The sequence below is a fragment of the Klebsiella sp. 2019SCSN059 genome (assembly GCF_021739525.1).
Lineage (GTDB): Bacteria > Pseudomonadota > Gammaproteobacteria > Enterobacterales > Enterobacteriaceae > Klebsiella > Klebsiella quasipneumoniae.
Genome location: NZ_JAKKOM010000017.1, coordinates 101766 through 112024 on the forward strand (window position 1 = coordinate 101766; position 10259 = coordinate 112024).

The window sequence follows — 10259 nt, forward strand, 5'->3', positions numbered from 1 at the left end:
CTTAATTCGCCTTAACTAAGCTGATAATCATATTATCGATAACATCAGATGAATTGAGTGATGTTGCGCCAGAAGCATCTGTAACACCGGAAACAACAGAACCGTCTGGCATAGTGATTTTGTACGCCCTGCCAGGTATCGGTTTTTTTGTCAGCGCATTTCTGATGACAAATCTCTCATCAAAGGTTGATGGCTCAAACGACTTCATAACGCCCTGCATACTGCCCGTGCCCGCTTTCCTGATGCCTGTATTCTTGACCAGCAGTTTACCCGGACCACCAATCTCAACATTTCCGCCGTTGATTTTGATATAGCCACCACCACATATCAGCGTCAGTTCATCCTGTGCGGTAATGACCAGTTTCCTACCGCTCGAAATATGCGTGTCCTGTGTCGACCAGGTGGTGACATTCCCACTCTGAGCCTGAATATCAATATCGTTCTGCGAGCTGAACAGCTTTGCCCCTTCACGGCTGTACAGGCTGAGTTGCTTACCGGCCGCCAGGGTGAAGTCCTTCTGGGCACCGACATCCAGCTGTCTGCCCGCAGTCAGCGTCATATTATCACTGGCTGATAACTGCATATTTTCGCCGCTCACCAGTGCCATGCCTTTCGGCGCACTGCCCAGAATCACTTCCTCATGCAGTTCCTCGATTTTTTGCTTCAGAAGTTTTTGCTGGCGACTGACATCAGCGGCCAGCGCCTGGGCCTGCTGTGCGCTGGCAGCAAGAGATTCCATTTCCACTAATGCTGCTGAAAGCCGTACAAGCGCAGGCTCCATATCCAGCGCCTGCCCCTGGGCCTGCGCCTGTCCGTCCGCGCTGATAAAAATGCCCTTCTGCGCCCTGATGGCCCCCCAGCTGTCGGTTCTCAACTCAAAGCCTTCGCCGCGCGGCTGCCTGTCGCTGTTCACCAGGTGCCCCAGATTCAGCTGGCTCTTGCCGCCATACTCGGTCGACACCTTGATATGCTCTTTCCCGCGCTCATCGTCGAGGCGGATTTTGTTGTTGGCCGGGGTGCGCAGGACGTTACGTTTGTCATTGCGGATGGAGACGTGATCGCCGTGCGCCGAATCGTGGAGCACGCCCGCGATATATGGCCGGTCCGGGTTACCGTCCTCAAAGCCAATCGCCACCTCCGTCCCCGCCAGCAGCGGCAGGTGCAGGCCGTAAGTGTCTCCGGCATACGGCCGCGACTGGCGGACCCACAGGCTCTCGAACCCGGTTTCCCAGCGCGCCCGGTCAAACAGCATATTCACCCGGTAGCGCCCGTGTTTGTCGATATGCCCGTAGGTGTCGTTTTCCCGGGTACTGGTCACGCGGGCCGGCAGCGTCCCGGCCATCACCGGGCGCGCGCCGGGCTCGGGCCGGTAGCCGACGTCCGGGCTGTCCGGTATGCCGGCAAACTCCACCGCAAAGTCGGCATCGCGCCGGGCGTGGCTGTGCATCGCCGTGATAAGCACACCATCAGCAAACTCTCCGGCCACCTCCTCTCCGCCGGTCACCTTCAGCACCTGACCCGGGCAGAGCGTCGGGCAGCTGGTGGTGGCCTGCATCCGGGTCTGGCCGTTCAGATAACGCTCATGACGAAGCCGGGCGTAAAACGCCCCGGACTCCGGCGCCGGATGGCGGTCATGGACATTCCCGGCGGTCAGGTAGTTATCTCCCCAGTGGTAAGCCTCACCAAAGGTAGTGGTCTCCCCGCGGGTGACATCCACCTGCGCGCTCATGTCCGCCGTCGCCTCGCGGTAGTTGTAGTCGCGGGTACTGACCTGCTGCTCCACGACGCGGTGGCGGCATGCCATCCCCCACACCGCGTCCACCCCGGCCGACTGCTGCCCGGATGGCGGGACCGAAGGCAACGTCAGCCCCTTTTCATAGCCCTGCTGACTGTCGCAGAACTCCGCGACATCGATGTGCAGCCGCGTGTCGGCGGTAAAGCGAAACCAGATCCCCACCTCACCCAGCAGCCGGGTGATAAAGCGCAGGTCATCCTCACCGTACTGCATCACCTGCTCGCGGCGCGGATACGTTTTTGTCAGCGAGAACAGAAAATCCTGACCGCGCAGGCCGTGGCGCTCGCGGAGGATTTTTTCCACAATCTGCGGAACGGACTGGTCCTGATAAATGGCGTTCTGGTGCGAGCGGTTAAGCAGCGCCAGGCGCGGCTGCAGGGTCAGCGCGTAGTGCGTTTCATCCCTGGAGGTGCCGAGCCGTTCGAACCCCGTCACCACGCCCTGGATCACCCGCACGGCTTGCTGAACATTGATGCCGAAGCCCTGAGCCACCGGCGCCTGCAGCGTCAGGGAGGCAGCCTTCATCAGCATCATCTCTTTTCTGATGGAATGGTCTGCACTGGTGAATTCGATACGATAGCGGAACGGCTGGCTCAGGGCTTCATCGCCCTCAAACGCCAGCACATCAAGCCCGGCTTCACATCCCTTCACCGAAAGCAGATGGTGGTTGTGGCTGAACAACAACGATTTCACGCTACTCATCGGCGATTGCCCCCTCGTCAAACGCCATCACGATGCCTTCTTCTTCGTGATACCCCAGCGTCACATGGTTGGGTTTATGCCCCGCCGCCATATGGCTCAATAGCTGCTGACTCAGCGCCGGCAGGATCTGCTGATTGAGCAGAATGTCGACGTTGCGGGCGCCGGTGTCCGGCAGCAGGCAGGCCTCGGTCAGCGCGTCGAACAGGCTCTCGCTGAGGGTGGTGGTCATCCCGTAATGGCAAGCCAGACGCTGACTCACCTGCCCGAGCTTCATGCCGACAATGGCGCGCAGCGCTGCCGCCGGCAGCGGACGGTAAATCACCGTCTGGAAGCGGGCCAGCAGCGCCGGCTGGAAGTGACCGCGCAGCACCGGGCGCAGCAGCTCGTGCAGGTCTGATTCGCTGGCTTCAGGCTGTTCATCCAGCAGCTGCATTAGCAGGTCACTGCCAAGGTTGGCGGTCATCAGGATCACGGTGTTGCGGAAGTCGATTTCACGCCCCTCGCCGTCGCGCATTACCCCCCGGTCGAAGACCTGGTAGAACAGGTTCATCACATCGCGATGGGCCTTTTCCACCTCATCGAGCAGCACCACGCTGTAGGGGCGTTTGCGCACCGCCTCGGTCAGGATCCCGCCCTGGCCGTAGCCGACGTAGCCCGGCGGAGAACCCTTCAGCTGGCTGACGGTGTGCGGTTCCTGGTACTCGGAGAGATTGATGGTGATCAGCGCTTTCTCGCCGCCGAACAGCGCATCGGCGAGGGCGAGCGCCGTTTCCGTTTTGCCGGTGCCGCTCGGCCCGACCAGCAGGAACACCCCCTGCGGACCGTTCTCCGGCGTCAGGCCGGTTTTCGCGGCGCGCAGGCGCTGGGCAATAGCGCTCAGGGCCGCCTCCTGGCCAACCACCCGTTTGCCGAGACTCTGTTCCAGGCTCAGCAGCTCCGTCTGCTCATCCTTCATTAGCGAGGAGAGCGGCACGCCGGTCCAGTCGGCAATCACCGTCGCCACGGTGCGGACGTCGACGTCCAGCCCGAGTAGCGGATTGCCGTGCTGGGCGGCAGTAAGCGCGTTTTGCAGGTCGTTGATTTCCCCCTGGCGGGAGATATCGCGACGACATGCCCGCAGCGCCTCCGTCAGCTGCAGCTCCTGACCATATTGGGTTTCGAGGGTATCCAGCGCCAGGATAAGGCGGTTCTCCTCCTGCTCAATGAACGCCAGCCGTTCGCCGTGGGCGCTGTTGCCCAGCGCGATATCCTCCAGCAGCGCCTGCTTCTCCATCGCCAGCGCGGTGAGCTGCGCCTTCAGGCGGGTCAGCGGCTCTGGCACGGTATCAAGGCTCATGCGCAGGCGGGCGGAGGCGGTGTCGAGTAAATCCACCGCCTTGTCCGGCAGCTGGCGGCCGGTGAGATAGCGTCGTGACAGCGTCACGGCGGCACGCACCGCGTCATCCGTGATATGCACCCCGTGGTGGTGGGCATACCGGGGCTTCAGGCCGCGCAGCATCAGGCAGGCGGTGTCGTCGTCCGGCTCATCCACCTTGACCATCTGAAAGCGGCGCTCCAGCGCGGCATCGCGCTCGAAGTACTGCTTGTATTCACGCCAGGTGGTGGCGGCGATGGTCCGTAGTTCCCCCCGGGCCAGCGCCGGCTTTAACAGGTTGGCGGCATCCGCCCCGCCGGCCTGATTGCCCGCGCCGATAATCGTGTGCGCCTCGTCGATAAACAGCAGCACCGGCGTAGGCGACTGCTGCACCGCCTCAATGATATTTTTCAGCCGCTGCTCGAACTCGCCTTTTACCCCGGCGCCGGCCTGCAGCAATCCGAGGTCCAGGGTGCGCACCGACACCGGCTTCAGCGCGTCGGGGACGTTGCCTTCAGCAATGCGCAGCGCCAGGCCTTCCACAAGGGCGGTCTTGCCCACGCCCGGTTCACCGACGAGGATCGGGTTGTTTTTACGACGCCGGGAGAGAATATCCACCATCTGGCGGATTTCCGTGTCACGTCCGAACACCGGGTCAATCTGCCCGTCTCTGGCTTTGGCAGTGACGTCGAGAGTAAATTTGTCGAGGGCGTTCTGCAGCGCCGGGTTGGGCCCATCCGCGTTCGGTACCCCGTCCGCAGTACGCCCCACAAACTCCACGTCCCCGCCATGACGCTGCGCCAGCGCAGTCTCCTGCTGCGCTTGCGGACGTTCGTCGGACTGGGTATCCAGCAGGGGGCGCAGGCGTTCCAGCTGGCTCTGGCCCAGGGTTAACAGCGGCCACAGGCCATCGCACTGGATCAGATTCTGTTTTGCTACCAGCGCCATCAACAGATGAACACTGCGGATCTGCGCTTCGCCGCTGAGCGAGGCAATCAGCCAGGCCTCCTGCATCAGCTTCAGGATAGCGCCAGATAGCTGAGGACGATGACGTACCGAGCGCGGCTGTTTATCCAGCCAGCTAAGCAGATCCTGCCATAGCGCATCCATATCCCATTCGTAGCGCCGCGCCAGCACCGTCAGATCGCCTTCCCCCTGTTCCAGCAGCTTGAGCAGCCAGTGCTCGGGCAGGATCTCAGCGTGCGCCCGGGACTGGCACAGCGAGGCCGCCCCCTCCATCGCGCGGGCACAGCAGGGATTAAGACGGCGTAACAGGCTGGCTGGATTTTCCATGAGATCCTCTCTTTATTGGTTCCGGACACGCTACCGCCCGTCGCTGTTCCCCAACAGGAACCCATAGCGCACAGGGTCAGGCAGGCAGATTGTGTTTTTCTTTGCTGAGTACCCGCATCTCAGGCATTCAGCAAAAAACGGCGGACAGAGAAACGCTGTCCGCATCAGGCGATGGCCCTCCTTACTCCCCGGTCGCATAGATAACGATGCGACCGGGGTGAGCGAACGCCGCCAACGCGCCTCCGGCGCGAAGAATGACGGGCAATTACGCGGTAGCGCGTTCGTTCCAGCTATCGGAATGAATGATGTTGCCGTCTTTATAGGTCCAGATGATCTTCTCGTAGCGCAGCTCGATCTGTTCCAGATGGTTGTGCTTCTCGTACGCAGGGTCTTTGATGTCGTGCATCAGGGGATTCACTTTCACCACCTTGACGTTCTCAAGCGTGGTGTTGAAATACTCCACTTCCTGGCCAGCATCGTTGATCCGGTACCACTTGAACTCGGCGGATTTCAGGGTCTGACCGGTGGTCACCGCCTTGTACAGGTAGGGGCTGGAGGAGTCGATCTCCTTGGTGAACAGGAAAGGCGTATGGATCCGCGTGCCGGTCAGTTTGCCGGTGTTGTTATCGGTCGGGATGTACAGGTTATGCTCCTGGGCCACCACTTCGATACTGCCTTCACGATCCTGAACGTCGACAGATCCTTTAATGTCCGCGCCGCCGTCGTCTTTCAGCCAAAGATAAACAGGAATTGCCATGGAATTACTCTCCATTGTGTAGTGAAGCGCCATCATCCTGGGATGACGCAGAGGGTTTGTCCGGTAACCGGCAGGCGTCGACCTGTGGCACCAGACTGATTTCGACACGTCGGTTCAGCGCCCGGCCTTCCGGCGTGTCGTTTGTTGCAATTGGGCGGCTTTCGCCATAGCCCTGAACGGCAAAGCAGCTATCCGGCACGTCGCCGGTATCGCGCATCCAGTCGCGGACCGATTCCGCGCGTTTCAGCGACAATAGCTGGTTGGCTTTTTCATCACCGACGCTGTCGGTGTGGCCCGCCACCACGATCAGCCACCCGGGCCTGGCCTTAATGTCCACCAGCGAGTGGACCAGCTGCTTTGTCGAACCGGGTTTCAGTACCCATTTCCCGGTATCGAACAGCGACATGCTGTCAAGGCGGATGACGTGCGGCGCGACGCGCTGCACCGGCCTGGGGGGCGGTGGCGGCGGCACGTAGCGGCGAATAGCCTCCAGCAACGGCAGGCGAATCCGCTCCCCGCGATATAAGCCAAGACTCAGGCGCAGCGGGACGCCGTTACGCGCCCAGCTATCCAGCAGCGCGGCATCTTCACGCAGCACCCTGACGGCGCTGGCTTTTGCCCCATAATCATCCATCGCGATACGCTCATAACGGGCAATATCAACGCCCACGCTCTGCAGCAGTTGTCGATTGTTCCAGCCACTGCTGAGCAGCGCGGCGACAGCCGCAAGAGTGAAAATAGCGAGCGCCGCGCGCCCGGCCCTGCCCCATGGCGTAAGCCCCCGTCCCGCCGGTAACTGCGACAGGATGAAATCCGGCAAGGATGGCGCATCCGGGGTGTCGGTCTCGCCTGGCTGCCAGCCAGCTACCCGCGTCAGGCCGGTATGCCGGGATAACCACCTCGTCCATGCCGACGACGCCAGGCTCCCGGCATGGGTGGGTCCGATCCCCCAAAGTACGGCCGCTGGGGTCAGGGGTGGCAGGTCTGCATTCTCCTCCGTTAACACGGCAAGGACGTGCCGTGCGAACCAGCCCATCAGACTGTTCATTAACACCTGCTGCTGCAGCGCCGCCGCGCCGCCGACGCTCAACCAGGTCGACACAGAACAGGGGGCGCAGGAGGGCTGCCAGACTTTCACCGCCTCACCCGGGATCGCCGCCTGCCAGAGCAGACTGGGGCTCATCGCGCTGCCCACCTGCCCCTGCAGCGCCAGCGGTACGGCATACCCCGTCTGCTGACGCAGCTGGCTGATTTGCCAGCGCAGGGCCAGCAGGGCGCTGGTCAGCGCGTCGCTTTGCGCGTGCCGCTGCGGGCAGACGCAGAGCAGCACCGACAGCTGAGGCCCCCACTCCGGTCGCTGGCTCAATATCTGGCGCGCGACCTGCGGCAGCTCCTCCGTTTTTTCCACCCGGATCCAGCAGCCCTGTTTGACGACCCGCACCGGGGACGGCTGCGGCCAGACACACGGCAGATCGCCGCAAACGAGGACTACCGGCTGGCGATAAGCGATCGTCGGAAGTTCGTGCAGGGTTGACGAGACGTGACGTTCGGCACCACGACGGGCAATACGCCAGATCGCGATAATCAGGGCCAGCGTGACCAGCAGAATGAGCCACGCCCCCCAGCGGGGAACCGGCAAAAATAGCAGGCACACCAGCGCGCTCAGCAAGCCTGCCCACAGCGCCAGCCCGCGCTGCTGGGCGGGGCTCATTTCACCTCCCCCGGCAGCAGGGTCAGCAGCAGATGATCGAGCCAGTGGTTCAATCCCCACCACAGAGCCACGATCACCGCCACGCTCAGCCCTGCACGTACCGGCCAGGAGGCCAACCAGCCGCTTATCCCCAGTCCGGCGCGGCTCTCTATCAGCACCGGAGCGCCCTGCGGACAACGGAAAGGCGGGACATGTTCACTGAGCGCGTTGACCAGCTTCAGGCGCTCCGGGTCGTGGAGAGAGCGAAAGCTGCCAACAAAACCCAGCAGCATCACCCGCTGAAAACAGGTGACCACAGCCAGGTCGGGCGTCGGATCATGCAGAACCTTGCGCATCCGCTCGCACAGGGTGTCGCCGGCGTCCATGGTGCCGAGAAAATGCCCCTGCAGCGGAATGTCATACCACTGCAGGCAGGCATCATCCTCCACGCCGCGCCCTTTCACGACTTCATCGAGCAGCGCGCACTGGGCGGTGAGAATATGCTGACAGCTGACGTCATCAAGCCCGCTCGCCTTCAGCTCAGTTTGCACGCGCTCGACATCAGCAATACACCGCTGCCGTAGCGTGTACCCCTCCTCATCGCGGAACTGCGGGCCATGGCGCAGGCTGATAACCTGCAGCCAGGTGTTTTGCAGCAGCGCATCGATATCAATGGACGCGGCGTTGCCGCGTTGACGTTCATTCACGTTCGTAGTACCGCAAAAAGTTCAAGTTCAGGCTCGCCAAGCATCCCCGGGACGTAGAACATACAGGTACCGCTCTGCAGCATTTCCGTCGCCAGAGGATGGGACACATCGAGGCTGAAATACTGGTTTTCCAGACGCAGCGGGATCGCCGCCGGCACATGACGCAAAGGCGTCAGGGGCACCCCTGTCCGCGAGGAGTTGACGATGGCTTTGACATGATCCGGACTGCCCACTTTGCACTGCCGCGGAAACTGTTCCTGCAGCTGAGCGACCGGTACCGACGAACGAACCGACAGATAGTAATCCGCCCCTTCCCGCAGCCGGGCATCGTGCAGACGCGCCTGCCAGAAGTGCAGCCGGGCATCATGCTCCAGGGCAATCGCTACCACCCGCGACGGCAGGCTCGCCTCCAGCAGGTCGCTGAGTAAATCAAACAGCGGCGGAAAAACCGCGTTCAGCTGGTCATGTTGATAGATCGGGACGGCATTCGCCTGATGGGTCAGCGAAAAGGTCAGCAGGCTGCCAGCCAGGCGCGCCAGCTCCGGATAGAGGCGTTCCGGCGGGCTTTGCCGGTAACGCAGAAAATAACCCAGCACCGGCTCAGCGCTGTTCAGCGCGTTCAGCAACCAGAACAGAGAGACATCGGCCACGGCAAAATCAGCCATCCGTTCATTGCTCTCGCGACGCATGGCCATCAGGCGCGTCAGACGAGCCCGGAGCTGAGTAAGCAGCAGTTCAAGCTGCATCGCCAGCCAGCGGCTGCCCTGAATCTGCAGCAGCGGCGGGAGAAACGTCTCGTCGATGAGCCAGGCCCCCTGCGAATCCCGCAGCAGGCGTACCACCGGACAGGTCAGGTAATCGCTGTTATCCTGATGGGCGAAACGGAGGGACAGCTCCGGCTGCATGACGGCAATCTGCCGGGTATCATCCCCGAACTGGTTGCGGACATCGCGCCAGCGCTGCCGGAAGCGCACCGGCCTGTCGGCCACATCATCAGGCTTCAGGCAGTTGCCGCCATTGGCCTTCATCAGAGGCAGCGCCAGCATCACCACTCCCGTGCGAGATTCGCCCTCCAGCGACAAAGCCGGCGGCAGCGCATCGGCATTGTCCGTATCAATCATCGTGCCATCCTGGAACCGGACCTGCAGCCTGTGAGCCTGCAGGCGGCCCAGTTTGAGCATCTCTGGTTCGAAGGTCGCCCCAACCACTCCCCAGGGGTGGTTGAGGCCCATCCGGGCAATCGCTTCCGCAGCCCAGGCGGCATACGCAGCCTGCTGTTGAAAATGCTGGGGCGACACCATAATGCCCCGGCCCCATAACGGACGTTCGGTTTTCATCATCGTCCGACCCTACGCCTTCGCCTTCGGCATCTGGCTGACCAGCGACAGATTGACGTCCAGCCCCTCGACCTGGAAGTGCGGCACGGCGTACAGCTTCACGCGGAAGAAGCCCGGGTTGTCCTCGATATCTTCCACCACCACGCTGGCATCGCGCAGCGGATGGGAGGCCTGCAGCTCGTCGCCCGGATCGGTCATTTCAGTGACCAGGCTCCGCACCCAGGTGTTCAGCTCCAGCTCCAGCAGGCGCCGGTCCTTGGTGGTGCCGATATTTTCGCGCTGGATCATCTTCAGGTAGTGCGCGATGCGCGACAGCAGGAAGATATAAGGCAGACGCGCGTTAATGCGGCTGTTGGCGGTAGCGTCGGCGGTATCGTACAGCGCCGGTTTTTGCGCGGAGTTGGCCGAGAAGAAGCAGGCGTAATCGCGATTTTTGTAGTACGACAGTGGAATGAAGCCCAGGCTGGCGAATTCAAACTCCCGCGTTTCCGGGATCATCACCTCGGAAGGGATCTTCACCTGATTGCCGGTGCCCAGATCGTACAGGTGGATGGGCAGATCTTTCACCGCGCCGCCGGCCTGCGGGCCGCGGATCTGCACGCACCAGCCGTTATTGACAAAGCT

General features: G+C 61.9%; 7 protein-coding genes. All 7 read right to left on the bottom strand.

Features of this window, described 5'->3' with window-relative positions; all coding sequences use genetic code 11:
• Position 1: 1 nt before the first annotated feature.
• Positions 2 to 2488 (bottom strand): type VI secretion system Vgr family protein, encoded by a 2487-nt coding sequence (locus tag L2I46_RS17860; protein ID WP_236948108.1) that lies wholly within the window; start codon positions 2486 to 2488, stop codon positions 2 to 4.
• Position 2489: 1 nt separating this feature from the next.
• Positions 2490 to 5144, bottom strand: a complete 2655-nt coding sequence (gene tssH / locus L2I46_RS17865; RefSeq protein WP_236948103.1) for a type VI secretion system ATPase TssH — start codon at positions 5142 to 5144, stop codon at positions 2490 to 2492.
• Positions 5145 to 5409: 265 nt separating this feature from the next.
• The gene (gene hcp / locus L2I46_RS17870; protein ID WP_023289393.1) at positions 5410 to 5901 is read right to left on the bottom strand and encodes a type VI secretion system effector Hcp; all 492 of its coding nucleotides are present in this window, start codon (positions 5899 to 5901) and stop codon (positions 5410 to 5412) included.
• 4 nt (positions 5902 to 5905) lie between these two features.
• Positions 5906 to 7612: an OmpA family protein gene (locus L2I46_RS17875; protein WP_236948104.1), complete on the bottom strand. Its 1707-nt coding sequence runs from the start codon at positions 7610 to 7612 to the stop codon at positions 5906 to 5908.
• On the bottom strand, positions 7609 to 8298 hold the full coding sequence (gene tssL, locus L2I46_RS17880) for a type VI secretion system protein TssL, short form (RefSeq protein ID WP_236948105.1): 690 nt from the start codon (positions 8296 to 8298) through the stop codon (positions 7609 to 7611). The genes L2I46_RS17875 and tssL overlap by 4 nt, the downstream gene beginning before the upstream one ends.
• Positions 8295 to 9638: a type VI secretion system baseplate subunit TssK gene (gene tssK, locus L2I46_RS17885; protein ID WP_236948106.1), complete on the bottom strand. Its 1344-nt coding sequence runs from the start codon at positions 9636 to 9638 to the stop codon at positions 8295 to 8297. The genes tssL and tssK overlap by 4 nt, the downstream gene beginning before the upstream one ends.
• Before the next feature lie 9 nt (positions 9639 to 9647).
• Positions 9648 to 10259 (bottom strand): type VI secretion system contractile sheath large subunit (gene tssC, locus L2I46_RS17890; RefSeq protein WP_236948107.1); only part of this gene is annotated, 612 nt, incomplete at its 5' end.

Bases quoted from the DNA above. Each gene is read 5' to 3' on its own strand.
- hcp (WP_023289393.1), bottom strand. From the start codon at position 5,901: ATGGCAATTCCTGTTTATCTTTGGCTGAAAGACGACGGCGGCGCGGAC.
- L2I46_RS17875 (WP_236948104.1), bottom strand. From the start codon at position 7,612: ATGAGCCCCGCCCAGCAGCGCGGGCTGGCGCTGTGGGCAGGCTTGCTG.
- tssK (WP_236948106.1), bottom strand. From the start codon at position 9,638: ATGATGAAAACCGAACGTCCGTTATGGGGCCGGGGCATTATGGTGTCG.
- tssH (WP_236948103.1), bottom strand. From the start codon at position 5,144: ATGGAAAATCCAGCCAGCCTGTTACGCCGTCTTAATCCCTGCTGTGCC.